At 31.8% G+C, this 24,804-nt stretch carries 20 protein-coding genes; 8 read left to right on the plus strand and 12 right to left on the minus strand.

Translation table 11 applies throughout. The features are described 5' to 3' along the window. The first annotated feature begins 46 nt into the window (after positions 1–46). Positions 47–772: a bacteriorhodopsin-like gene (locus H2650_RS08635; RefSeq protein ID WP_188050403.1), complete on the plus strand. Its 726-nt coding sequence runs from the start codon at positions 47–49 to the stop codon at positions 770–772. Positions 773–899: 127 nt separating this feature from the next. Further along, positions 900–1,505 (plus strand): hypothetical protein, encoded by a 606-nt coding sequence (locus tag H2650_RS08640; protein WP_188050404.1) that lies wholly within the window; start codon positions 900–902, stop codon positions 1,503–1,505. Between the two features lie 143 nt (positions 1,506–1,648). On the opposite strand, the gene H2650_RS08645 is transcribed toward H2650_RS08640, so the two are convergent. Next, positions 1,649–4,210: a zinc-dependent metalloprotease gene (locus H2650_RS08645; protein ID WP_188050405.1), complete on the minus strand. Its 2,562-nt coding sequence runs from the start codon at positions 4,208–4,210 to the stop codon at positions 1,649–1,651. Positions 4,211–4,535: 325 nt separating this feature from the next. Here H2650_RS08645 and corA point away from each other — a divergent pair, with 325 nt between their 5' ends. The 4 genes from corA to H2650_RS08665 all read left to right on the plus strand — a co-directional run bounded on the left by corA (position 4,536) and on the right by H2650_RS08665 (position 10,721). Further along, positions 4,536–5,606: a magnesium/cobalt transporter CorA gene (gene corA / locus H2650_RS08650; RefSeq protein ID WP_188050406.1), complete on the plus strand. Its 1,071-nt coding sequence runs from the start codon at positions 4,536–4,538 to the stop codon at positions 5,604–5,606. A gap of 72 nt (positions 5,607–5,678) precedes the next feature. Continuing rightward, entirely contained in the window at positions 5,679–7,772 is a 2,094-nt protein-coding gene (gene pta, locus H2650_RS08655) for a phosphate acetyltransferase (protein WP_188050407.1), read from the plus strand. Between the two features lie 205 nt (positions 7,773–7,977). Further along, positions 7,978–9,177, plus strand: a complete 1,200-nt coding sequence (locus H2650_RS08660) for an acetate/propionate family kinase (RefSeq protein WP_188050408.1) — start codon at positions 7,978–7,980, stop codon at positions 9,175–9,177. 167 nt (positions 9,178–9,344) lie between these two features. Beyond that, positions 9,345–10,721, plus strand: coding sequence for a M28 family peptidase (locus H2650_RS08665; RefSeq protein ID WP_188050409.1), 1,377 nt, complete (start codon positions 9,345–9,347; stop codon positions 10,719–10,721). Between the two features lie 48 nt (positions 10,722–10,769). Here the strand turns inward: H2650_RS08665 and H2650_RS08670 are convergent, their stop codons facing one another. From H2650_RS08670 to H2650_RS08710, 9 genes are all read right to left on the minus strand, one after another. Then, a complete protein-coding gene (locus H2650_RS08670) occupies positions 10,770–11,882 on the minus strand; it encodes a PAS domain-containing sensor histidine kinase (protein WP_255462837.1) in 1,113 nt (370 codons plus the stop codon). A 292-nt stretch (positions 11,883–12,174) separates the two neighbouring features. Beyond that, complete coding sequence (locus H2650_RS08675; RefSeq protein WP_188050410.1) at positions 12,175–13,020, minus strand: hypothetical protein; 846 nt, start codon at positions 13,018–13,020, stop codon at positions 12,175–12,177. An 18-nt stretch (positions 13,021–13,038) separates the two neighbouring features. Continuing rightward, positions 13,039–13,857 (minus strand): 3-deoxy-8-phosphooctulonate synthase, encoded by an 819-nt coding sequence (kdsA, locus tag H2650_RS08680; RefSeq protein WP_188050411.1) that lies wholly within the window; start codon positions 13,855–13,857, stop codon positions 13,039–13,041. Between the two features lie 169 nt (positions 13,858–14,026). Beyond that, positions 14,027–14,479, minus strand: a complete 453-nt coding sequence (locus tag H2650_RS08685; protein WP_188050412.1) for a 2-dehydro-3-deoxyphosphooctonate aldolase — start codon at positions 14,477–14,479, stop codon at positions 14,027–14,029. Positions 14,480–14,739: 260 nt separating this feature from the next. Next, positions 14,740–14,925, minus strand: coding sequence for a DUF2892 domain-containing protein (locus H2650_RS08690; protein WP_188050413.1), 186 nt, complete (start codon positions 14,923–14,925; stop codon positions 14,740–14,742). 24 nt (positions 14,926–14,949) lie between these two features. Continuing rightward, positions 14,950–15,255, minus strand: coding sequence for a hypothetical protein (locus H2650_RS08695; protein ID WP_188050414.1), 306 nt, complete (start codon positions 15,253–15,255; stop codon positions 14,950–14,952). 119 nt (positions 15,256–15,374) lie between these two features. Continuing rightward, positions 15,375–18,623, minus strand: coding sequence for an efflux RND transporter permease subunit (locus tag H2650_RS08700; RefSeq protein WP_188050415.1), 3,249 nt, complete (start codon positions 18,621–18,623; stop codon positions 15,375–15,377). 131 nt (positions 18,624–18,754) lie between these two features. Then, complete coding sequence (locus H2650_RS08705) at positions 18,755–19,831, minus strand: efflux RND transporter periplasmic adaptor subunit (RefSeq protein WP_188050416.1); 1,077 nt, start codon at positions 19,829–19,831, stop codon at positions 18,755–18,757. A 321-nt stretch (positions 19,832–20,152) separates the two neighbouring features. Beyond that, entirely contained in the window at positions 20,153–21,466 is a 1,314-nt protein-coding gene (locus H2650_RS08710; RefSeq protein ID WP_188050417.1) for a TolC family protein, read from the minus strand. Positions 21,467–21,713: 247 nt separating this feature from the next. On the opposite strand from H2650_RS08710, the gene H2650_RS08715 reads away from it, so the two are divergent. Next, on the plus strand, positions 21,714–22,274 hold the full coding sequence (locus H2650_RS08715; protein ID WP_188050418.1) for a YeeE/YedE family protein: 561 nt from the start codon (positions 21,714–21,716) through the stop codon (positions 22,272–22,274). Between the two features lie 43 nt (positions 22,275–22,317). Continuing rightward, on the plus strand, positions 22,318–22,734 hold the full coding sequence (locus H2650_RS08720; protein ID WP_188050419.1) for a DUF6691 family protein: 417 nt from the start codon (positions 22,318–22,320) through the stop codon (positions 22,732–22,734). Between the two features lie 41 nt (positions 22,735–22,775). Here H2650_RS08720 and H2650_RS08725 read toward each other — a convergent pair whose 3' ends face one another. Beyond that, positions 22,776–23,459, minus strand: a complete 684-nt coding sequence (locus H2650_RS08725; RefSeq protein WP_188050420.1) for a lysoplasmalogenase — start codon at positions 23,457–23,459, stop codon at positions 22,776–22,778. Positions 23,460–23,468: 9 nt separating this feature from the next. Further along, complete coding sequence (locus H2650_RS08730) at positions 23,469–24,740, minus strand: sterol desaturase family protein (RefSeq protein ID WP_188050421.1); 1,272 nt, start codon at positions 24,738–24,740, stop codon at positions 23,469–23,471. Positions 24,741–24,804 lie beyond the last annotated feature (64 nt).

The raw sequence follows: 24,804 nt of genomic DNA on the forward strand, positions 1-24,804 counted from the left end.
ACTTTTATTAACTTTGAGTAAACAAAAATCATTTAAATTTTTACTTATGACAAACTTTATGTTTATTTCAGCATTGGTTGGTAAGTTATCACCAACAGATTATGTAGGTTTTACGTTCTTTGTAGGCTGTATGGCTATGATGGCTGCATCAGCATTTTTCTTTCTATCTTTAAGTCAGTTCGACAGAAAATGGCGTACCTCCGTTTTAGTTTCGGGATTGATTACTTTTATTGCAGCAGTCCATTACTTTTACATGCGAGATTATTGGGCTTCTTTTGGGGAATCGCCTACTTTCTTTCGCTACGTTGATTGGGTATTAACAGTGCCGTTAATGTGTTTAGAATTTTACCTTATCTTAAAAGTAGCAGGAGCAAAGCAGTCCTTGTTATGGAAAATGATTATTTACTCAATTGTAATGTTAGTTACAGGTTACTTTGGTGAAGTAGTTTTTACTGATAGTGCAGCACTTTGGGGCTTTATTTCGGGTCTTGCTTATTTTGCTATTGTATATGAAATTTGGTTGGGTGAAGCATCAAAACTAGCTGCAGCAGCTGGAGGAGAGATTCAAAAAGCACACAAAATTTTATGTTGGTTTGTTTTAGTAGGATGGTCTATTTATCCTTTAGGATATATGATGGGGACAACAGGATGGTACAACGGATTTATACCAGCAGGAAATATTGATGTAGTATATAACATTGCAGATGCCATTAACAAAATTGGATTTGGTTTAGTTATTTATAGTTTAGCAGTTAAGTACCAAAAAGATTAATTTTTTTGTTTGTTTATATTTAATTGTAAAACCAGGCTATTTATAGTCTGGTTTTTTTTATTTCAACTTTTTAATAATTATCATACTATTCTTCTTAATTTTGTTGAAAATTCTTAGCTCCCTTATAATGTATAAAATTAGCGTATTGCTTATTCTTTGTCTTTCATTTAATATCAATTATAGTCAAAAAAAGAAAAGCTCCAAAAAAATTACTGGTGTAACTTTAGCAAAAATTGATAATATTAGAGCGGAAGTATCTAATAATAATTTTTATCTGCTGATTGTTAATAAAGAGGTGAGTAACGATACCATTCAATTGAAAAAGATTCAAGATCCTAAATTGCTTTTAGAATGCAAAATTACTCCATTCACCGCAAAAGGAATTAAATTGTATAATTTAAGTTGGCTTGAAAGTAGTTCAATAATTAGTCCTTCAAAAACGGAAGAGTCTTCTTCTATTTACAATGAAATATTTGATGTACTTTCAAAAGAGATTTTAATTTCCAATGTTCAGTCTGTTATTAAAATTAAAGAAACAAATTTTGTAGATAAAGATCAAAGTGCTACTCAAACGATTCAAAAAGTACGAAATGCAGGATTTATGCTGAATGTTACTAATGAAGGAGATATAATTTTAAAAAACAAAACACAGGAAAACAAATTGACGTATAACTTGACAGATAAAAAGTTTGAAAATGTTTCTAATGTCATACCTAAAAAGAAAAAAAAATAACGTTGCTGTTTTTTAATCTTAATTAAAAAATAGCAATATTTTATTCTTATTTATAAAATAAAAACCCGACTTATTGTTATAATAAGTCGGGTTTTATTTTACATTTTATTTTATAAAAAAGTATTTATTGAGACTGAATAATCCTATTTAGGATTTAAAGCTTCTCCAATTCTTGCTATTAAATCTTGTATGTGGTATTTACTCACAGTATCAGTCATCCTGATCGTAGCCATTTTTAATTCATTTTTTAAAGTGTTCAATTGACCTCTAGCTATTGAAGGAAGATCGGTTTGTGCTAAGTTTACTTTTCGGGTATTAAAACCATAAGTTACACCTACAGGAACTGATCTTACTGTTGTTGAACCAGGTTTAAGTAATTCGATAAGTTTATCTACATATATTTTTTGAATATTTCTTCTGTAAATATCTATACTGCTGGAGCCTTTTAACTCAGAGAAAATTCCTTTATTTAAATCAGTCATCAGTTCGTCTACAGCGTAATTTTCTTTGATAGCACTAGAAGTTTCCATTAATCGAACCATTCTATCTCCCGCTAATAAACTACTTAATGTTGCATCTTGCATCGATTTAATGGCTTCAACACCACTATCAGGATTTATTTTAGATAGAATATCTTGATTTAACAACCATTTTGGAGTCGTAAATAATTGTGTATTTAAGAAAGCTACAGCATCTTTCTGAATACTTTTTGGAACAACTGTAAACTGATTTCCAGTCATATCGTATGTTTTTGGAGAGTCATATATTCCACCAACATTTTTAGTAACATGTCCCATATACCTTCTAAACTGTCCGGTAAGTGCGCCATAAAGCTCATCTAGTTCACTATAGCTTTCTCCTTTTTCGCTAGACCATTCTATAAGGTTTGGTAAAATTCTTTTTAGGTTTTTAATTCCGTATTCCGAAGCTCTCATTGCGTTATCACCAATATCTTCTGTTTGGTACCTTGGATCGTAAGGACTAGATTCAGTTCCAAACCACAAACGATTATTTTTGTAGGCTTCTTTAGTCATTTCGTTTAAGATGGTTTTTTCTTCTTTCTCAGATTTCGCTTCTTCAAAATAAGAGTAACCCCATTTTATTGCCCATTTGTCATAATCTCCAATTTTTGGAAAGAAATCAGTTACCCCATCTTCTGGTTGCGCCACATAATTAAAACGAGCATAATCCATGATAGAAGAAGTATGACCATTTTTTGCAACAAAATCTTTGTCTCTTAATTTTTCTACAGGAGTTGCAGAACTAGCTCCCATATTATGACGAAGACCTAATGTATGTCCCACTTCGTGAGAAGACACAAAACGAATTAATTCTCCCATTAGCTTATCATCAAATCTCTTTGCTCTTGCTTCTGGATTTGCAGCGGCAGTTTGAATTAAATACCAATTTCTTAAAAGGCTCATAATATTATGATACCAACCAATATGACTTTCTAAAATTTCTCCACTTCTTGGATCATGCACATTGGGACCGTATGCATTTTGAATTTCTGCAGCAAAATATCTAAGTACACTAAAACGAGCATCTTCTAGACTCATCGTCGGATCATTTTCTGGCCAATATTCTCCACGAATGGCGTTTTTCCAACCCGCAGCTTCAAAAGCAACTTGCCAATCATCAATTCCTTGTTTGATGTATTTTTTCCATTTTTCTGGAGTCGCAGGATCAATATAATAAACGATTGGTTTTAGAGGTTCAATTAGTTCTCCATTTTTTTGTTTTTGAGCATCCTCAGCAGATTTTGGTTCTAAACGCCATCTTACCGCAAATACTTTAGTGTCAGATTTTTGAGAATCCTCTTCAAAAACGCCAAATTGGTTTGCAAAATAACCCACGCGAGCATCAAATTCTCTTTTTCGCATCGGTGTTTTTGGTAATAAAATCATAGAAGTATTCATTTCTACTGTAATCACACCAGCGTCTAATGCAGAAGGTAAATTTACTCCAATTTGGGGTGTTGGTGTAGGACTGATTTTTGGAGGTGTAGTGGTAAATGTTTTTACACTTCTTATTTCGGTATTTATGGGATAACTAGTGACTTTTGAGATAAAAGAGCGGTCTTTTTGAAACGCTTGTATATTTAATAATTGTTTTTTAATCGGATCTAGTGAAAATGTTTGAACATCGGCATCAAAAGTAGGTGTCAAATCGATTACATATCCTATAATTTGTCCATCATTATCTTTTTTATAAGCCAAGACATCATAGTTTCCTATAATAGGATCTGAAGTAGAATTTTTGACTGCTTGTGCCAATGGTTTGTCTTCGTCTGGAGACATTATAACATAAGTAATAGATCGCAAAAGAAGGTTGTTATTCAATCCCTTTTCCCAACGAACAACTTGTCTATTGATTTCTTCTCCACCAAAAATACCTCCACCAGCTGGGGTTTTAGAATAACGGGTGATGGTCATTATTTCACTTCCTAAAAGAGAATCCGAAATTTCATAAAGATATTTTTGGTCAATTTTATGAACAGTAATTAGTCCGTTTTGGGTAACTGCTGTCGAATCAATTACTTTTCGATAAGGTTTTGGTTCTTTTTTCACATCACTGGATTTTGCATCCACTTTTGCCATAGCATTTTTAGCTGCTTTTTTATCCTTTCTACTTTGAGCAATTGTTCCTTGGGCCGAAAAAATAAACAGACTAACAATAAGTAAGGTTAAATTTTTTTTAATCATTTAGTTAATAGTATGTTGGTTAATAAATAGTAGGAATAGTAAATAATAAGAATTTTTTATTTTTTACCATCAATTTTCAAATCTATTGATATATTTTCAAAATTTAGCACTATGAAATTTAATTTTAGAGAATTAACATTTGTTGATGTTCTTTGAATTATAATTAATTATATGATTTATCTCATGAAATAGGATCATAATTGTCGTTATTTTTGTTTTAAAATTGGTGATTTAATAACATGATATTCGTTTTAAAAGCCCAAAAGGAATATGAAGCGGAGGTTTTAAAAAAGTTTTTGTAATATTACTACATAAACGATTTTGCATGAGAAAAATAAAATATAAAAAAGGCCGAAAGCTGCAACCGTATAATCTTGAATATACTGGAATTCATAAAAAAAATGAATCAGAAATGCAATTATTTGTATATGGCGATCTTGATTTAGCCGAATATGAAGATTTTGAAGTGTCTGATCTGTCTAAATACATTAACAATCAAAAAAGTAATTGGCTCAATATTCATGGTTTAAATGATATTGAAGTCGTAAAAGAGATTGGTGCTTATTTTAATTTAGATAATTTTATGCTTACTGATATTTTAAATACCAGTAGAAGAACTAAATTAGAGGAACAGCCTGATGTTTTATTTTTTAATATAAAATCACTTTTGCCCGCCGGAAATTCAGATAATATAAGTGTTGAGCAAATTAGTTTTTTGATAAAAGATGGTGTTCTAATCTCTTTTCAAGAAAAACGTTCAGACTTTTTTACACATATTCGGGAACGCATTCGAACCCATTCGGGATTAGTACGTACTAAAAAAGTAGATTATTTATTATTCATTCTTTTAGATGCCATAATGGAAAATTTCTACATCACTATCGAAAATGAAGAAGATAAAGTAGAAGAATTGATCAATCTTTCGAAGAAAAGTATCGATCCTTTGACATTAGAACATATAGAAAAACACAGAGATAATTTTAATTTTTTAAAACGTTCTATAATACCGCTGAGGGATTCTTTGTATGAAATCAAAAGCATGAAAGATGACAATGTTTTTGATGGAATAGCATTTGAGAGTTTTAGTTTTTTTTCCCGTTTGCATCAAAAAAGTTTTGAACTTTTAGAACAAATAGAAGCAGATATGGGATCATTAGAAAGTGCCTCCAATTTTTATTTTGCCGCTCAAACGCATAAAATGAATGAGATTATGAAAACTCTAACCATAGTCTCTGCCATATTTATTCCATTAACATTTATTGTTGGTGTTTATGGTATGAATTTTAAGTTTATGCCAGAATTAGAATACCGCAATGGATACTATATTATCATTGGAGTAATGGTATTTATCGGAATAGCAATGATTTTTTATTTTAAAAAAAGAAAATGGTTTTAATTCCAGACATGATATAAATTATAATAAATAGAATTTTAGAAAATAAATTTAGTACGAATAAAAAATAATATAATGAACAAAGCCATATATATTGCAACGAGTGAACACAATAGCGGAAAATCTATTATTACTCTTGGATTGATGAGTATGCTTATTGGAAAAACTGCTAAAGTTGGTTACTTCAGACCCATAATAGAAGATTTTGAGGATGGAAAATTAGACAATCATATCGAAACTGTAATTTCTCATTTCGGTTTAGATATTGATTTTGAAGATGCTTTCGCAATTACCAAAAGTAAGCTGATTAAAAAAAAGAATAAAGGAAAAATAGGAGAGGTTTTAGATCTTATTATTGATAAATACAAACGTTTAGAAGAACAGTTTGATTTTGTTTTGGTAGAAGGAACAAGTTTTAGTGGTGAAGGAACAGTCATAGAGTTAGATATGAATGTCCTTATTGCCAAGAATTTAGGAATTCCAACCATAATTGTGGGTTCTGGAGTAGGAAAAACGCTAGATGAATTAATTGACAGTCTGTATTTGGCTTACGATTCCTTTAAAGTTAAGGATGTTGAAGTCTTGGCTGTCATTGCCAATAAAGTGCAACCCGAGAATATTAAATTAGTAACAGATGGTTTAAAATCTAACTTACCTAAAGAAGTTTTAGTCGACGCCATTCCTATAATATCTAGTTTACATAATCCTACGATCAAAGAAATTGTAGATGTTTTGGGTGCTAAAGTATTGTTTGGTGCAGATTCCTTGAATAATGAAGTTGGTAATTTTAGCGTAGGTGCTATGCAATTGCGCAATTATTTATTACACCTAAAAGAAAACGCCTTAGTAATTACTCCGGGAGATAGAGCCGATATTATATTGGGTGCTTTACAAGCAAATGAGTCCGCAAATTACCCCACTATTTCAGGAATTGTTTTAACCGGTAATATTCTGCCAGAAGACAGTATCATCAAATTAATTGAAGGATTGACAACTATTGTTCCTATAATTACCGTGGAAGGAGGAACCTACGGAATAACAAACCAATTAGGAAACATAAAATCAAAGATTTATGCCGATAATAAACACAAAATTGAGGCTTCTATAACCACTTTTGAAAAGTATGTTGATTTAGATGGTTTATCAAAAAAATTAAGTTCTTTTGAAGCAGATGGTATGACTCCAAAAATGTTTCAATACAATCTTGTAAAAAGAGCAAAACAACACCGAAAACATATTGTTTTACCAGAAGGAAGTGACGAAAGGATAATTATTGCAACTTCTCGATTATTAGCGATGGATGTGGTTGATATATCTATCATTGGAAACAAAAAACAGATAGAAAGTAAAGTAGCCGAATTAGGAATTGCATTTGATTTTTCTAAAGTCAACATTATAAATCCAATCGAGTCTGAAAAATATGAGGATTATGTAAATACCTATTATGAGTTAAGAAAAAATAAAAACGTCTCTATGGCTATGGCCAAAGATTTAATGGAAGATGTCTCTTACTTTGGAACAATGATGGTGTATAAAGGAGATGCAGACGGAATGGTTTCTGGCGCAGCTCACACAACGCAACATACTATTTTACCCGCTTTACAATTCATAAAAACCAAACCGGATACCTGCATTGTTTCGTCTATATTTTTCATGTGTTTAGAAGATCGAGTATCTGTTTTTGGTGACTGTGCCATTAATCCAAACCCAACAGCTGAGCAATTAGCAGAAATAGCTATTTCATCAGCAGATTCCAGTTTAGCCTTCGGAATAGAACCTAAAATTGCCATGCTTTCCTATTCTTCTGGTGCTTCAGGAAAAGGGGATGAAGTCGATAAAGTTAGAGCAGCAACTGAAATAGTACGAAAAAAGCGTCCTGATTTAAAAATTGAAGGACCAATACAATATGATGCTGCCGTTGATATGGAAGTCGGTAAAAGTAAAATGCCAAATTCAGAAGTGGCAGGACAGGCGAGTGTGCTTATTTTCCCAGATTTAAATACAGGAAATAATACTTATAAAGCGGTTCAAAGAGAAACAGGAGCATTAGCAATTGGACCAATGTTACAAGGTTTGAACAAACCTGTAAACGATTTAAGCAGAGGTTGTACTGTAGATGATATTATAAATACAGTTGTAATTACTGCAATTCAAGCGCAAGGATTGTAATTTTTTATAAAAAAGAAAAAAATCAAGCCACTAAGACTCAAAGTCACTAATAATATTAATTAAGATATTCAAAAAAAATTTCGTGCCTTAGAGTTTTGCAAGTAAAGAAAATGATTGAAGAAACTTCGTGACTTAGCGTCTTGGTGGTATAGAAAAGACTTTTAGGAAACTTTCGAGTCTTTGTAGTAAAAACAAAATAAAAAAAATGAAAATAATAATAATAAACTCAGGGAGTTCTTCTATAAAATACCAATTGATTTACATGCCTGCAAATGAAGTTATCTGCTCTGGGATGATTGATCGAATTGGATTAGAAAATTCAAACTTAACGTACACAACTAAAACAAGTAAAGTAGAAGAGTCTTTGTCTATTGCAAATCATAAGATAGGTTTAGAAAAAATTGCAGAATTATTAATGCATCCTGAAATAGGAGTTATAAAAAGTACCGATGAGATTGAAGCGGTTGGTCATCGAGTAGTACATGGCGGAAGTACTTTTTCTGATACAGTCGTTATTACTGAGGAAGTGAAAGAAAAAATCAGACAACTTTTTGATTTAGCTCCATTGCACAATCCTGCTAATTTAGAAGGTGTAATTGTAGCTACAACTATTTTTACTGCAGCGAAACAAGTGGCTGTTTTTGATACTGCGTTTCATCAATCAATTCCTGTTATCGCACATAAATATGCCCTGCCAAATTATCTTTTGACAGAACATAAAATAAGATTGTATGGTTTTCACGGGACCAGTCATAAATATGTTTCGGAAAATGCAGTTCATTATTTGACACAGAATTCTTTTAGTAAAGAATCTAAAATAATTACAATTCACTTAGGAAATGGATGCAGTATGACTGCTATAAAAAACGGAAAAAGTGTAGATCATACTTTAGGTTTTGGACCTATGAATGGTCTTATAATGGGAACTAGAAGCGGAGATGTAGATCAATCTATTCTATTTTATTTAGTGAATACTTTAGGTTACTCTTTAGAAGCGGTAAATACAATGTTACAAAAACAAAGCGGAATGCTTGGTCTTACGGGCTATAGTGATTTAAGAGATATCGAAGCAAATGCGGAAAATGGAATTGCAGATTGTCAATTAGCATTGGCCATGAATGCTTATAGAATAAAAAAATATATTGGTTCTTATGCTGCAGTTCTAAACGGACTTGATGCTATTGTATTTACAGCAGGAATAGGCGAGAATTCTTCCTATATTCGAAAACTAGTTTGTGAGGATATGGATTATTTTGGTATTGAATTAGATTTAGAAAAAAATGAATTGCGTTCTAAGGAAATCAGAGAAATCAATACACCAGATTCTAAAACAAAAATATTAGTAATTCCAACCAACGAGGAAATTGAAATTGCCAATCAGGTGTATGAATTGTTACTGAATTAATTACCTGTTTTTTCATATACAGTAGTTATGAAACTATTACTAAAGTCCTGCAAGTTTTAACACGAGCAGGATTTTTTTTAATGTGTTATTAATATTTCATTAATAATGACGAAATTGCAAATCTAACTAAAACTAAATTTTATTTTTTAATATCTATTTTTAAAATTATGAAAAAATCAATCGTATTAGCCGCATTGCTCTTAAACGGCATAGCCATTTTTGGACAAACTAAAGACGAATTATTCTTTAAAGAAATTTATAAATCTTCCTTGACAAACGCTAAATGCTACGATTGGTTAGATCATTTATCCAATAAAATTGGTGCACGACTTTCTGGATCTGATAATGCTCAAAAGGCTGTTTTGTACACTAAAGCACAATTAGAAACTCTAGGTTTAGATAAAGTATATCTTCAGGAAGTGATGGTCCCAAAATGGGTTAGAGGCGAAAAAGAAACAGCTTATATTCTAGACAATAAGACTAAAATAACAGTGCCAATTTGTGCGTTGGGAGGATCTATTGCTACAGCTAAAAACGGACTTACTGCAGCGGTGATCGAAGTACAAAGCATTGCCGAATTGAAAACTTTAGGCGATAAATTAAAAGGTAAAATTGTTTTTTTTAATAGACCAATGGAACAAGAGTTTATTGAAACTTTTAAATCCTACGGAGGATGTGTAGACCAAAGATATGCAGGAGCAAAAGAAGCAGCAAAATTTGGTGCTGTAGGAACAATTGTTCGCTCTATGAACTTAAGACTAGATGATTTTCCGCATACAGGAAATCAAAGCTACGGTGATTTACCAAAATCTCAATACATTCCAACGGCAGCAATAAGTACGAATGGAGCAGAGTTGTTAAGTAAATCATTAAAAAAGAATCCGAATTTAAAATTCTATTTTAAGCAAAACTGTCAGCAATTAGAAGATGTTTTGTCTTATAATGTTGTTGGTGAAATAAAAGGTAGCGTACATCCTGAAAATATTATGGTCGTAGGAGGGCATTTAGATTCTTGGGATTTAGCGGATGGTTCTCATGACGATGGAGCAGGAGTGGTACAAAGTATGGAGGTGATTAACATTTTTAAGAACTTAGGATATAAACCTAAAAACACCCTTCGTGTTGTATTGTTTATGAATGAAGAAAATGGAGGAAAAGGCGGTAAGAAATATGAAGAATTGGCTCAGGCAAATCATGAAAATCACATTTTTGCTTTAGAAAGTGATTCAGGTGGTTTTAGTCCAAGAGGTTTTTCTTTTGAATCAGATGAAGCCAATTTTAATAGAATTCAAGGATGGAAAAATCTTTTTGAACCGTATTTAATCCACAGTTTTACGAAAGGACATGGAGGTTCAGATATAGATCCACTTACTTCTAAAACTATTGTAAAAGCGGGCTTAAAGCCAGATTCGCAACGTTATTTTGATTATCATCATGCTGCTAATGATACTTTTGATGCTATAAATAAAAGAGAATTAGAATTAGGAGCTGCAACAATGGCTTCTTTGATATACTTAATAGATCAAAACGCAATTCTAAAATAAAAATAGCAAAACACTAAATTTTTTGAAGGTGCTATATTATGTTTTTTTTCAATATTTGAATGAAATAGTAAATGTAGCACCTTCATCTAATTTGCTCTCTACTGCAATTCTTCCACCTAAACTAGAAATGTGATTATACACTAAATACAAACCAATGCCGTTGCTGGTACAATCTTCATTACCATGAAATTTTTCATATAAGCCAAATATTTTATCCTTCACTTTATCCATATCAAAACCAATACCTTCATCCGAAAAAATTAATTGTTTAATGCCATTCGTTTTCTGGGTTTTGATGGTAATGCATGGAACTTGCTCTGGTTTAGCATATTTTATTGAATTCGTAATCAAATTCAAAAAAATACTTTTTAGATAAGCTTTATTGAAAATTATATTTTGCACTTCAGAAAAGTCAATATTGATAATGGCTTTTGAATCCTCTAGTAAAGAATTGATAGAAAGGAGAACTTCCTCTAGAGCTGTCTTTAGATTAATATCTGTTAACTGAGTGTTTACATTTTCATTTTCTATTAATTGGTCTATGGAGTCGTTTAAAGTTTCTTTTAAATTTTCACTTGTTAATTTTAGAATTTCGATTAATTCTAATGTTTCAGGATCATTAATTTTTGAAACATCAATTAGGTTAAAAACGGAAAGCATATTATTAATAGGAGACTTTAGGTCATGTGATGTTTTATGTGATAAAATTTTTAGCTCCTTGTTTATTTGCGTAAGATTCGTCAATATTAAATTTCGTTCTTCTTCTATTCTTTTTTTATGGGTGATGTTTTTTGCAATTGCATAAATCAATTGTTCTGATTCTACAGGCATAGAGGTCCAGGACAACCAAACAATTTTACCACTTTTGGTTAGGTATCTATTTTCGAAGTTTAATAAGGGTTTATTGTTATAAACTTGTTCCCTTGTTTCCATTGTTGCTTGTAGATCATCTTTGAAAACAAAATCAAGAATAGGTTTTGCATATAATTCTTCTTCAGAGTATTCTAATAATTTTGCAACAGCTGGATTTATTCGCTTAAAGTAACCATCAAATCCTGCAATACAAATTAAATCAGCTGAGATCGTAAAAAAATTATCAAAGCGGTAAATCCCATTGGGATCACTTGTAGTTTTATTTTTGGTCATTGGACTGAGTCGCATTAATTATTTAGTTTTATGCTATTACTAATTTTAAGAATTGTCTAGTGAAAAAAAATAATAATGATTTGCTCAAATTTAAATAATTAATATTAAAAAAAGCCCATATGTTATTCTTATTTCAAATAAAATAAGTAAGCATAACTTGTAAGAATTAACATAATTAAATAAGAATAAAAACAAATTTAAAATAAAATTCCCCCAAAAAGTAAATCACTATTTGGAGGAATTTTATTTAGAAAACATTAAATTACGATACTTTTGAGATTACATATCTTTACTTTATTGAAAACTGTTAGATTTTAAATATACCTCCTACAGCAATTATTCTTTGAAAAAAGAAAAAATCTTGAGAAGCACTATCCTCACTACTTTTAGTGGTTTTAATATCTTGCATATTGATATAACCTCCTTTTAATTCTCCTTGTACGTAAAAGTGTTTAAAAAACGTAACATTCAAACCTGCTTTTACAGAAGTTCCAAAACCGGAAACATGAAAATCATCATGACGATCTTTGCCCAATAAAGTGGTATTTGTTTTAGGATATAATAATCCAAATCCAATTCCTTCTGTTAGATTTACTTGAATTTTATCGGTGTTAGTGATTTTAAACAAAGAGGATATATCGTCAAATCTTGAGACCTCCGTATTTACATAATTCAATCCATCAGTATGTTCAAATTTTAAAAATTTTTCAGTCAACAAAATTTGATTGTTTGGTAATAATTCGTCATAAGTTCCCGGATTAGGGTAAAAACCAGTATAATTTACCGCTTTATCTTGTGACATAACATATTTCATGTGATCTACACCAATTGTAACATTGTAGTGATCCGTAATAAAATAGCCCAGTCTCAAATTAGTTTGAGGAATTGTCATTCTAGCTGGATTAACATAATCTACATGCCAACCTTTTGGTTTGTCATGTGCTGTTACGTTTTCTAAAGTAAAATTATAATCTTTCCCTCTAAAGTTAATGTCTGACTTAGTATAATTTTCGCGGTTTCCTCCCCACGAAACAAAAAATTTGCCTTTATTGTGTGCAGTATATTTATCTTGAATTGGAGTATTTTCTTGTGCATTCGCATTAATAGTAAATAATGTAATAAGAATGGCAGCAATATAAAAAATGGGTTTCATTGTAATTTAGTTCTTTATTTAAAATGAGTTTACTGTTTTTCTAATAGCAACTAATTTGGTCATTAACGATTCAAAATAATCTAAATGCAACATATTTGCACCGTCACTTTTTGCATTAGCAGGATCAAAATGAGTTTCTATAAAAATCCCATCAACACCCACAGCAATTCCTGCTTTGGCAACAGTCTCAATCATATCGGGTCTTCCGCCAGTTACACCAGCACTCTGATTCGGTTGTTGCAAAGAGTGTGTAACATCAAGAACCGTAGTAGCGTATTGTTGCATCGTTGGAATTCCTCTAAAATCAACAATCATGTCTTGATAACCAAACATGGTTCCTCTATCGGTCACCATTACATTTTCATTTTGGCAATCTAAAACTTTTTGTACGGCATGCTTCATACTTTCTGGACTCATAAATTGTCCTTTTTTCAAGTTTACAACTTTACCTGTATTGGCTGCAGCTACAACAAGATCCGTTTGACGCACTAAAAATGCTGGAATTTGTAACACATCAACATATTGAGCAGCCATATCCGCATCCTCATTCGTATGAATATCAGTTACTGTAGGAACATGAAATGTTTCCGATACTTTTCTAAGAATTTTAAGTGCTTTTTCATCTCCAATTCCTGAAAAACTATCTATTCTTGAACGATTTGCTTTCTTAAAAGAGCCTTTAAAAACGAATGGAATTTGTAAATTGTCAGTGATACCAATTAATTTTTCTGCAATTCGCATTGCCATTTCTTCACTTTCAATCGCGCAAGGACCAGCTAATAGAAAGAAGTTATCGCTTTCGGTATGCTTAATTTGTGGAATTTTATGTATGTTCATAGTAGTTGTTTTTTGAAGGTGCAAAGATAGTTAGGTTTTATGACTCTCCTTTATTATTAACGTTTTATTTGAAGCTGTTTCCTGCTATCCGTTGCAATCTTTTCCTTTTATTTTCAAAAAAGGAAAAGGATTTTCACTACTATCAGGGCTAGGGAATACGGTTAAAATGCTAATTTTTCTTTAAACTAAGCCCAACAGGAACCATCACTAAACCTTTTTCATAAATGTTCAGGTATAATTTTATCGGTTTTTTTTGCCCTTCCCATTTTAATTCATAAACATCTAAAAAACCTGCGCCAAGATCCGTTCTTTTAGTGGGAAAAGGACAGCAACTTTCTAATTTTTCGTACGTTATTTTTTCTCCATTTGGACCCGCTAATGCATTTAAGAAGCGTTGTTGATTAATCTTATCGTTTAAGGTGTTTTTATAAAAGATATTAATAGGATAATCAGCTTCATATCCATATTTTTTATCTGTACTAAAAGCAGTGATTACAAACGTATTTTGATTTGTAAGAACTAAGTTTGGTGCGTTGTCATCAACATTTTTCAAAGTCGATTTGGTACTCACACAAGATACAGTAAGTATTAATAAAGCGATAAATAGAAGATTTTTTTTCATATGGTTGATTAATCTGTAGCGTTAAAAAGTATTGGTAATTGCTTGGCCAAAACATTCATTAGTAGTACAAAGATAATCAGAACTTTAAATTCGATAAGAGTAGAAAATGTTTTTTTGCTAATAAAAGCTTTAAAAAACATTCTTTAGTTTTTAATCTATAGTTTTACGTTAAGAATACTTGCTTTAGAATTCACATCAATTCCTAAATCTTGATTTACTAAGCGCTAATCACTCAGCACAAATTATTAGTAACTAAAAAGCTAATCTTTTACACCTAATTTATTCAAAATGGTATCTAACAAACACCATTTACTAATGGAAGATTGAAATAAATTAGCTCCCACAAAGGCTGTAAGCCATAACCAATTTGGACTTAAATAATGTGCTAAAAGCAAACTAGTCAATATAAAAATTCCTGCTACGGCTCTTACGATTCTGTTTTTCATGATACTGTGTATTTATTATTTTTATTAATTTGATTTTTCAATATTAAGAACTGCAATATGAATGTTTGATTTAGTTACTTGTTTTGCATTAAAGTCATTAACCAAATCAAACAGTGGGTCAATATTTTCTTTTTTCACAAAAGCATAAAAAAGGATGGATTCTGTTTCGTGCATATCGCCAGCAAACCAGTTGCTTTCTATGGCTTCTTCAGAAAGATCGGTAAACCCCTTTACTTCTTTAAAAGTAAAGGTTTTTACATGAGCTTTTTTTAACATTTGCTTGATTTCATTTTCAAAATCTAGGACAGCAGTTATAATAAGTAGTTTCATAGTTTATATTTTAAAAGTCAAAAGTCAAAAGTCAAAAGTCAAAAGTCAAAAGTCAAAAGTCCAAAGTCAAAAGTCCAAAGTCAAAAAACTTCAAGTACTTTTCGTTAATAAATGTTATTTTATAATTTAGTAGAAGACTCTGTTTCTGGCTCTCCAACTTTGGATTGGTTGGTGGACGATTCCCATTTTTTTCTCTCTGTGATATAATAAATTAATGGCACCACTAATAAGGTTAGAATAGTAGAAACAATAGCTCCAAACACTAACGAAATTGCCAATCCTTGAAATAATGGGTCAAATAATATGATCGATGCTCCAATAACTACTGCTCCAGTCGTTAGTAAAATAGGGGAGGTTCTTACCGCTCCAGCTTCTATAATCGCTTGTTTTAACGGAACGCCATCTTGCAATCTAATCTCGATAAAGTCAATCAGTAAAACCGAGTTTCGAACCATTACACCAGCTAAGGCAATCATCCCAATGAAAGAAGTAGCTGTAAAATAAGAACCTAACAACCAGTGCCCAAATACAATTCCAATCAGCGATAACGGAATAGCTAACATCATTACGATTGGCGTTTTAAAGTTTTGGAACCATCCTACAATCAACATATAGATAATGACAATCGCTACCATAAATGCAACTCCTAAATCACGGAACACTTCTAGTGTAATTTGCCATTCTCCATCCCATTTTACGGTAAAATTACTTTCATCCGTAGGTTGTTCCATGTACAATTCATCCACTTTATAGCCTTTTGGAACTTTCATTTTAGCTAGTTGGTCGCTCATTCCTAAAATGGCATAAACAGGACTTTCTAAAGCTCCAGCCATATCAGCTGTTACATAAACCACACGTTTTTGATCTTTTCTGTAAATGGTTTTTTGTAAAGTATCTGTTTTTACTTTTACTAAATCGCTCACCGGAATTATGTTTCCTTGACTTCCTTTTATTTTTAAATTCTGAATGTCTTGTAAGCTGGTTTTGTCTTTATCATCTAACGAAAGAACGATTGCTACATTATCATTTGAATTTTCATCGTATAAGTTAGCAACAGGATATTCTTTCAATAAATAGGTTAGATTGCCAACCACTTGTTGTGGAGCAATTCCGTTTAGCATTGCTTTTTCCTTATCTATTTCGAGTTTGTATTCCACTTGATTGTCCTCAACCATCCAATCGATATCAACTACATCAGCAGTGTTTTCTAAAATAGTTTTTACTTGTTTGGCTACTTTTATTTGCTCGTTATAATTAGGTCCTCCATAAATCTCAGCAACTAAAGTCGATAAAACTGGCGGTCCAGGTGGCACTTCAATCAGTTTCACATTCGCACCATATTTCTTAGCAATTTTCTGAACATCGGCACGCATATCTCTAGCAATAGCGTGACTTTGAATTGTTCTATCTTCTTTGTGTAATAAATTAACTTGAATATCCGCCATATTACTACCACCACGCATGTCGTAATGACGCACTAATCCGTTAAACGTGATAGGAGCAGAGGTGCCAATATAATTCTGATAATTAACCACTTCTGATCTAGTTGAGAGGTATTGCGCAATTTCCTTAGTTACCGCTGTTGTGCGTTCTAGAGTAGTTCCTTCAGGCATATCAATCACTACTTGGAACTCATTTTTATTGTCAAAAGGTAACATTTTTACCACCACCGATTTGCTAAAAAACATAAAAACGGAACCAATTAATAATAAAATCGTTACGGCTAATAGTATTCTTCTTTTGGAACTGCTTTCTAATAAAGGGCGTTCTAGTTTGTTATATATTTTATAAATACGGCTCGTTTCTAATCCTTCGGCTTCTTTGTGTTCTTGTGTATCTTTTTCTTGAAGTAAATGATAGCCTAAGTAAGGCGTAACCGTCAAGGCTACAAACAAGGACAATATCATCGCAATCGAAGCTCCAATTGGCATCGGACTCATATAAGGGCCCATCATTCCTGATACAAATGCCATGGGCAAAATCGCTGCAATTACTGTAAAAGTGGCTAATATTGTTGGATTTCCTACTTCATTAATCGCATAAATAGCTGCTTGTTTAAACGGTAGTCGCTTCATCTTGAAATGGCGGTGCATATTCTCGGCAATAATAATACTATCATCAACCACAATTCCCACGACAAAAACGAGTGCAAAGAGTGTAATTCTATTTAACGTGTAATCCAATAAATAATAACTAAATAAAGTCAGTGCAAAGGTTAATGGAACAGAGAAAAATACCACTAATCCACCGCGCCATCCCATAGCCAGCATTACTAAAACGGTTACCGCAACAATCGCGATAAATAAGTGGAATAAAAGTTCACCTACTTTATCCGAAGCTGTTTCTCCATAATTGCGTGTTACTTCAATGTGAACATCATTCGGAATTAAATCTTTCTTCAATAATTCCACTTTATCAAGGATTTTCTCCGAAATTTTCATCGCATCAGCTCCTTTTACTTTTCCAATAGAAATAGTAACAGCAGGATATTCTGATTTGGCTGTTTTAAATTTTTCATTGGCTTTACCATATCCAAAAGACACATAACTACGTGGTGTTTCTGGTCCATCTTGCACTTTGGCCACTTGCTTCAAATAGACAGGCATGTTTTTATTAATACCAACCACTAAGTTTTCTAAATCCTCAGCATTCGATAAAAATTGTCCTGTAGTCACTAAATATTCTTGATCATTTTGAACAAAACCACCCGATTGTGAACTGCCGTTATTCGCCTGAATCATTTGCATAATTCCTAAAGCATCAACACCATTTTCGGCCATTTTATCTTTATCTAAAACTACTTTTAGCGCACGATTACTTCCTCCAATTTCTTTTGTAATAGCTACATCTTTGATTTTCTCAATCTCCGAAGTTACTTCTTCAGCAATTTGTCGAATTTGAAAAGCATCTTCTTTTTCGCTCCATAAAGTAATTCCCAGCATCGGAACATCATCAATCGAACGTGTTTTTACCATTGGTTTATACACTCCTTTTGGGAACATATCCTCATGTTTTGCTAATTCATCGTATAGTTTTACATACGAACGTTCCACATCTTGACCCACATAAAACTGTACAATAATCATGGCTTGGCCGTTCATAGCCATCGTGTGCACATGTTCTACACCTTTTATGTTAGATATAATTTTCTCTAATGGTTTTGCCACACGACTTTCTACCTCTGACGGACTTGCTCCCGGATAACCAACTAAAATGTCGGCCATTGGTACATTTATTTGAGGTTCTTCTTCCCTTGGAATCAAAAATGAACTGTAAATTCCAATAATCATCAAACCAATCATTAATAAAATGGTGAGTTTTGAGTTCATGAAAAAACTGGCTATTTTACCTGAAATACCTTCTTGCATAATTTTTTATTTTATCCCCTAACTCCCAAAGGGTGAATTAATTGAGGGTAGTTATTTTAAAAAAGTTTTTTTTATACTGTTATTCTCCCTTCCCTTTGGGAAGGGTCGGGGATGGGATCATTTTTTTTCTTTTACTGAACACTGATAGTTGCTCCATTATACAATTTCCCATCTGCCGAAACAATATATTGCTCATCAGCCGAAAGTCCAGATAAAACTTCAACTTGTTCGCCAAAGTTTTTCCCAACACGCAACCATCTTAATATGGCTACATTTCCAGTTCCAATAGTATAAATTCCAGTTAATTGTCCTTGTTTTACTAAAGCTGATTCTGGTACTAGTAGTACTTCACTTTTTGATGTGTTTGCTTTATTTGCAATTGGAAACTGAATATTTACGAACATTCCTGATAAGACAGTGGCATCTGTTTTATCTAAATCTACTTTTACTAAATATTGACCACCCGTATTAGTAGCTGAAATACTAACTTCGCTTACCTTTCCGTTTAATTTCTCATTTGAAGATTTTACTAAAACGCTAACTGGCATTCCTTTTGTAATTGCCGCAATATCATTTTCAGAGACCATGGCCATTACTTGCAATTTAGAAGCGCCTTCAACACTTACTAAAGGCATTCCTGGATTAGCCATATCACCTTGTTTGATAAATGTATTAGTTACCACACCATCAAATGGAGCTGTAATATTCGAGTAAGAAAACTGAGCCATTACTTCATTCCTCATTTGTTTTGCACCTTCTAAACCTGCTTTTGCCATTTCGTAACGTGCAGTCATATCATCTAATTCTTTTTGAGAAGCACTTTGAACTTTAAACAAATTCACAAAACGATCGTAATCTTTTTTAGCACTGTTAAAACCTGCAGACGCTTGAAGAATACTAGCATCCACTTGTGCTCTTTTAGCTTGTAAATCGGTATTGTTAATACTTACTAATAATTGTCCGGCATTAACTTTTTGACCTACTTGCACGTGAACTTTGGTTACATAACCCATCATTCTGGTGCTCAAATTAGCACTGTTCTTAGCTTCAATTTTTCCGCTTGCAGTCACAAAAGGACTGTTACTATTTTCAGAAACTCCGCTTACTTTTACAGCAATGGCAGGTTCTTTTGCGATTTCTTGTTTCTTTTCGCTATTACAAGAAGCTAAAAGAATTACTGCTAATAAGGGTATAAATATCTTTTTCATAGTTTTGTTTTTATTGATTTCTGTCCTGCAAGGTTTTTTTTAACCTTGTAGGTATAATTTTGATTTATATTATTACGATCTACTAAATTTTTTAATACCTACAAGGTTTTGGAAACCTTGCAGGAATAAAAAGTGTCTAAGTAATTTTGCAATTGTAAATTTTTTTTTATTTTCAATCCTGCAAGGTTTTTTTTAACCTTGTAGGTATAATTTTAATTTATATTATTACGATCTACTAAATTTTTTAATACCTACAAGGTTTTGGAAACCTTGCAGGAATAAAAAGCCTACAAGTAATTTTGCGATTGTAATTGTCGTTTTTTATTTCGTTAAAAAATGTAAATAGTTTTGAGTAAAATTATATTCGAAAACTGCTTGCAAAAACTCCAATTCTTTTTGAAACATCAGTGTTTCTGATTGTAACAAGTCGGTTGTTTTTTCTAAACCTTGTGTAAAACGGTTACTGCGAATGCGATAGGCTTCTTGCGATTGTTCTAAAGCTAGTTTAGAAAGATTCACTTTGTTCTCCGCATCTTTTAACTGACGGTTGGTTTTGTTTAATTCCAACTGGCTTTTCGCCTTATATTGTTGCGTTTCAATCTCTGATTTTTGGAATTCTGCTTTTGCTTTTTCCATTTTTCCAATTGATTTATAACCGTCGAATAAACTCCAAGATAATTGCGCTCCAACTAAATATCCTTTAGCATTGGTACCAAACAAAGTATCATTGTACAATTCGTAACTTCCAAAAGCATTTAATCTTGGTAAGAAATTCATTTTACTAGACTGTAACATTTTGGCGTAAGCTTCGGATGATTTATCCATCGCTTGAATGTCTTTTCTATCGTTTGAAAGTGTTGTATTAATGCTTTCTAGTGCAATTACATTTTCTAATTCTTCAATTGGTTTATAGACTTTGTTCGTGTTGTCATCATTTAAAAGGAAGGCTAAATAATCTGATGTGTTTTGCACATTACTTTTTGCATATTGCAACTGATTTTCAATTTCATTTACTCGAACCTGAACCGATAGTAAATCCGTTTTTTGTAGAATTCCTTGTTTGAAATAATTTTCTATCAGTTTCAAATTTGCATCGCCCGTTTTATTTGCTTTCTCTAAAACTTTAACTGCTTTATATCCTAATTGCAATTCCATGAAAGCTTTGTTAACTTCTAGTTCTAGATATTCTTTAGTACGTTCTGTTTGTAAAGCGTAAGCATCCATTTTAGCCTTAGCGGCTTGTCTTCCGTAAATTCCGTCCACATTGATTATAGGCTGTAAAACCTCAAATTTGGTTGCGAAGTTTTTTGTTCGAGCAGGATTATTTAACAAAGCAGGATTAAAATCAGAAGCGGTCAAAATTTCCTGATTCAGTTTAGAACCAAAAGCCATCAAAGGATTTGTAGTAGAAATTGCAGTATGTGAAGCTGAAATACTTGGCAAAAACAAAGAATTTGATTGTCTGTAATCTGCCTGTGCTGATTTAAAGTCTTGATTTGAAATCTTAATTTGTAAATTTTTATCGGAAGCTTTTAACCAAATATCTTTTTTAGAAATAGTCAAAGTGTCTTGACTAAATCCTACAGTAGAAATAGTAAGAATTCCTAAGAGCAGTATAAATTTTATATTTTTCATAATTATTGTATCAGATTTATGAAGCAAAGATAGATTGACAAAAAAGCTTGCACGGTAACATAAGTCACACACGCCATTTAAATCCACTAATTTTTAAAATAATGAATTTTAGTTGTTTTCATTTTCAATTTATTGAGAATGGCTAAATTTTAAAATGAGCAATCAGTTTATACTGTCACTTTCATTGCTTAACCGCTTCCTTTTATTGAAAATGCGCCTTATCTTTGTAAAAAAATAAAAATAAAATATGGAAGTAATTTTTCAAACGTGGCCGTGGTATTTTTCTGGATTTATAATAGGTATGATTATGATGTCGTTAATTTATTTTGGCAAAACATTCGGAATGTCTTCTAATTTAAGATCTCTATGCTCTATTGCAGGTTTGGGCAAAAGGGTTTCTTTTTTTGATTTTGATTGGAAAGCACAGCGCTGGAATTTAGTTGTAGTTTTAGGCGCAATGATAGGTGGTTTTGTAGCCGTTCATTATATGAGCGATCCTTCTAATGTGTCAATTAATCCAGAAACTATAAAACAATTATCAGAAATGGGAATTGATGCTCCTAACGGAAAATTAATGCCAGAAGCTCTTTTTGGAACTCAGATTTTACAATCGCCAAAAATTATTTTCATTCTTTTAATAGGGGGTTTATTAATAGGTTTTGGTTCACGTTATGCTGGAGGTTGCACTTCGGGTCATGCTATTCAAGGGTTAAGTAATTTGCAAATCCCTTCTCTTAAAGCAGTTATAGGTTTTTTTGTGGGTGGTTTAATCATGGTACATTTTTTATTACCATTAATTTTGAACTAATACGAACAACAAAAATTAATTTTTAAAAATTAAAATACAAAGAATGAAAAATATATTAAAATACTTAGTTGTCGGTTTTATTTTTGGAATCGTTCTAACTAAATCTGAAGCAGTTTCTTGGTATCGAATTTACGAAATGTTCCAATTTCAATCGTTTCACATGTACGGAATTATTTCGGTAGCCATTTTGACGGGAGTTATAGGAATTCAGCTAATTAAAAGAAACCAAATAAAAGATATTAAAGGAGAAGCAATTGTTATTCAAGATAAAGAAAAAGGATCCGCTCGTTATTGGATTGGCGGTATACTGTTTGGATTAGGTTGGGCGCTAGTTGGTTCTTGCCCAGGACCTATATTTATATTAATAGGGGCTGGTTTCTGGACGGTTTTTATTGTTCTTTTTGGTGCACTTTTAGGAACTTATCTTTACGGATTGCTAAAAAATAAATTGCCTCACTAAATCAATTAAAAATTATAGTATCATTATCAAAGCTGCATTTTCTAAGGAATTTGCAGCTTTTTTTTGTTTAGTTTTAAAATACCAATTACTATTAAATATTGTGCTGTTAAGTAAGTTGACATAATCAAAAAGGTACTGTATTGTATTGCTGCATAAAACTTATCAAAAGCCAGTATACTATCCGAAGCTACAAATATTATTGATCCTATTAAAATATAAGTATTAGCAGGCTTATGCCAATTTAAAAATCCCTTTAATGCAAATAACAACATGATTGAAATGGTCATTGCATATACAAAAACAGGCAGTAGTAATTCACCAAGATTTGGCATCAGTAAAACCATCATTCCTATTAGATAAATTATTATTAATGTAATTCCTATCCAATAAATGGTTTTACTTTTTCTTAAATAGATTTTTAATTGCTTGTTAAATAATATAATATAAAAGATATGCGAAAATAAAAAAGCAATCAATCCTCCTATAAAATAGATTTCTCCTTTGGCTGCAAAAAGTAATATAATATCGCCAATCCAGGATAATGTAAGTGCTATTAAAAGTGTTTTTTTACTAGAAAAGTTTTCTTGTAAATAAACAGCCGTTATTAAAAAAGGAAGTAGAAAAGGTTTTAAAAAGGCGGTAATATCTTCTCTACCCAAAAGAATTATAACCAAATAAATAAGGCTGAAGCCAATAAAACCAGTTAATACGTGATTACTTTTCATAGAATAAGTTTAAGGAGTTGTCACTGACAAAAGTTCTTTTTCAAAATTATTATTGTTAAAATATAATGTAACAACTAACGATAAAATGAGATAAGCGGCTATTAAATATGTAGCAAAAGGGAAAAGTTGATTTATACTAAACCAATCTCCAAAATAGAAGATTAATCCAATACCAAATAAAAACCGGATGCATTCCCATAGCATAGAAATTTTTCTGGCATCCATCAATTCAGTATAACTGTAAACGCTTAAGAAAATAAACGCTCCATAAATGAATACATTTGGCAATCCTATTATTGCAATTGAGTTGTACATGTATGTTATAAGTAGTAAAGTAATTGCTGCTTGAAAAATAGACCAATACATCAATTTTTTAGAGTATATAGCTCCGTACTTTTCGAAATTATAGACATCTGTAATTTTTTTTACAGGATATTTAATTTCAAAATTTTCTGGTCGCCATCCTGTTGGTTTAAACCAAATAGTAAATTTGTCCTGCCACTTTTCTGCGCGCCAAGCATCAGTGATCAACAACCATAAATGCTGAAAATTAATCCGTATCGGATTCCAAGTTTGTGCAGGTCTTGTAATGCCAAAAACAGGAGGAACACTTTCTAATTCTTCTTGAAATGTACCAAATAACTTATCCCAAAAAATAAAGATCTGCGAATGATTCTTGTCCATATATTCTGGATTTATGGCATGATGTACTCTGTGATGAGAAGGAGAAACGAGTATTTTTTCTAGAAATCCAATTTTTTTAATGTGTTTGGTGTGATACCAAAACTGCAAAAACAAATGTATAGGAATAGTGATTGCAATAACTTTTGCGGGAACGCCAATAAGTGCTGCTGGTATTAATAAAAAGGTAAATAGATTGACAAAACTTGAAACAGTTTGGCGCAAAGCACAAGCCAAATCAAATTCTTCACTACTGTGATGAATGGCGTGTTTGTTCCATAAAAAGTTTATTTGGTGAGATAAACGATGACTCCAATAACCATAAAAGTCGATAACGATAAAACCGATAACATACGTTAATGTGTTTGCTTCTAAATGAAATAAAGCAATTTTAGAAACCATCCAATCATAGGATACTAATGTAACGCTAATTCCCAATACATCTTTTACAGAATTGACCATTCCGGAGCTTACACTCGAAACAGAATCCATATTTGGAGAAGTATTTTCTCCTTTATAATGTCCGTATAATTTTTCAATTATAATTAAAATTAAAAAAATGGGCATTACATAAACTAGAATTTTACCATATTTTTCCATAAAAAAACACTTTCATTTATCCAAATATAGGATAAAAGAGAGTGTCTTTAAATTATTTACAGTA

The sequence above is a fragment of the Flavobacterium sp. GP15 genome (genome assembly GCF_014281985.1).
GTDB lineage: Bacteria > Bacteroidota > Bacteroidia > Flavobacteriales > Flavobacteriaceae > Flavobacterium > Flavobacterium pygoscelis.

Coding starts and splice junctions, on each gene's coding strand:
- H2650_RS08635 (WP_188050403.1), top strand. CDS start 47: ATGACAAACTTTATGTTTATTTCAGCATTGGTTGGTAAGTTATCACCA.
- H2650_RS08640 (WP_188050404.1), top strand. CDS start 900: ATGTATAAAATTAGCGTATTGCTTATTCTTTGTCTTTCATTTAATATC.
- H2650_RS08645 (WP_188050405.1), bottom strand. CDS start 4,210: ATGATTAAAAAAAATTTAACCTTACTTATTGTTAGTCTGTTTATTTTT.
- corA (WP_188050406.1), top strand. CDS start 4,536: ATGAGAAAAATAAAATATAAAAAAGGCCGAAAGCTGCAACCGTATAAT.
- pta (WP_188050407.1), top strand. CDS start 5,679: ATGAACAAAGCCATATATATTGCAACGAGTGAACACAATAGCGGAAAA.
- H2650_RS08660 (WP_188050408.1), top strand. CDS start 7,978: ATGAAAATAATAATAATAAACTCAGGGAGTTCTTCTATAAAATACCAA.
- H2650_RS08665 (WP_188050409.1), top strand. CDS start 9,345: ATGAAAAAATCAATCGTATTAGCCGCATTGCTCTTAAACGGCATAGCC.
- H2650_RS08670 (WP_255462837.1), bottom strand. CDS start 11,882: ATGCGACTCAGTCCAATGACCAAAAATAAAACTACAAGTGATCCCAAT.
- H2650_RS08675 (WP_188050410.1), bottom strand. CDS start 13,020: ATGAAACCCATTTTTTATATTGCTGCCATTCTTATTACATTATTTACT.
- kdsA (WP_188050411.1), bottom strand. CDS start 13,857: ATGAACATACATAAAATTCCACAAATTAAGCATACCGAAAGCGATAAC.
- H2650_RS08685 (WP_188050412.1), bottom strand. CDS start 14,479: ATGAAAAAAAATCTTCTATTTATCGCTTTATTAATACTTACTGTATCT.
- H2650_RS08690 (WP_188050413.1), bottom strand. CDS start 14,925: ATGAAAAACAGAATCGTAAGAGCCGTAGCAGGAATTTTTATATTGACT.
- H2650_RS08695 (WP_188050414.1), bottom strand. CDS start 15,255: ATGAAACTACTTATTATAACTGCTGTCCTAGATTTTGAAAATGAAATC.
- H2650_RS08700 (WP_188050415.1), bottom strand. CDS start 18,623: ATGCAAGAAGGTATTTCAGGTAAAATAGCCAGTTTTTTCATGAACTCA.
- H2650_RS08705 (WP_188050416.1), bottom strand. CDS start 19,831: ATGAAAAAGATATTTATACCCTTATTAGCAGTAATTCTTTTAGCTTCT.
- H2650_RS08710 (WP_188050417.1), bottom strand. CDS start 21,466: ATGAAAAATATAAAATTTATACTGCTCTTAGGAATTCTTACTATTTCT.
- H2650_RS08715 (WP_188050418.1), top strand. CDS start 21,714: ATGGAAGTAATTTTTCAAACGTGGCCGTGGTATTTTTCTGGATTTATA.
- H2650_RS08720 (WP_188050419.1), top strand. CDS start 22,318: ATGAAAAATATATTAAAATACTTAGTTGTCGGTTTTATTTTTGGAATC.
- H2650_RS08725 (WP_188050420.1), bottom strand. CDS start 23,459: ATGAAAAGTAATCACGTATTAACTGGTTTTATTGGCTTCAGCCTTATT.
- H2650_RS08730 (WP_188050421.1), bottom strand. CDS start 24,740: ATGGAAAAATATGGTAAAATTCTAGTTTATGTAATGCCCATTTTTTTA.